Below are 821 nucleotides of genomic sequence, written 5' to 3' on the forward strand. Positions count from 1 at the left end.
CGCTCTTTATAGTATTCAATTGATTCCTGATTTTTGGTGTCTGTATTTTTCATAGTTTCATTATACGAAAGAGAACCCGAATTGACTAGTCGGATTCTCATTTTTCTTGATTTATAGAATGGTACGTGCTTTCACTTCTGGATGCGCTTGTTTCTGTTCAATAGATAGCCCGTCTAATAGCCAGCGTAGTTGGCGGGGACTGATATCCATTGGTGCCTCATCTTGATCAGACGGCCAATTGAACGTACCTCTCTCTAATCTTCTATAATGGAGCCAAAATCCATTGTTCTCCCACTGTAGAATCTTAAGTTTGTCTCGTTTTCGATTACAGAAAACGAATAGACAGGGCGAGAAAGGGTCTAAATCGAAGCATTCTTTTACAATAACCGCGAGGCCATCAATGGATTTACGAAGATCTGTACTTCCACGCGCAAGATAAACCCGTTCAAAGTTCGCATTGAATATCATTGATTTTGTAGTACACGAACCACATGAGATAGTAACTTCATGTCAGTTCCTGGCCGGACTTCAACAGAAAGCGTACCAACATGAATAAATACAGGTTCCTCGTTCCTATGACCTGAGGGAGTATTTTGCATATTAACGGTAAGCCATTTTGTACCAGATGGAGGCTCATGTTTCGAAGCTGCATCTTCCCTAAACTTACGGATCCAGTAGTACATTTGGTGCTTGTTCACTTCTTCGTTGCGGCACCATTCGGCTGCACTTAAACCACTTGCTTCCCAAGCATCATACCTAGCTTTCCATTCTATTCTTTTGTTAGCATCGTTCATTGGCATAACCTCCAGATTTTTTTCTAA

General features: G+C 41.0%; 2 protein-coding genes. Both read right to left on the reverse strand.

Annotation, left to right across the window (positions count from 1 at the left end; translation table 11 throughout):
- Positions 1–111 precede the first annotated feature (111 nt).
- Entirely contained in the window at positions 112–468 is a 357-nt protein-coding gene (gene tnpB / locus M3210_RS20035) for an IS66 family insertion sequence element accessory protein TnpB (RefSeq protein ID WP_039235788.1), read from the reverse strand.
- Positions 465–821 (reverse strand): IS66 family insertion sequence element accessory protein TnpA (tnpA, locus tag M3210_RS20040; RefSeq protein ID WP_251518057.1); only part of this gene is annotated, 357 nt, incomplete at its 5' end. The genes tnpB and tnpA, both read right to left, overlap by 4 nt.

The sequence above is a fragment of the Oceanobacillus luteolus genome (assembly GCF_023715655.1).
GTDB classification, from domain to species: Bacteria; Bacillota; Bacilli; order Bacillales; family Amphibacillaceae; genus Oceanobacillus; species Oceanobacillus luteolus.

What these genes read in the sequence shown, in the direction of transcription:
- tnpB (WP_039235788.1), bottom strand. Translation starts at nt 468, where the DNA reads ATGATATTCAATGCGAACTTTGAACGGGTTTATCTTGCGCGTGGAAGT.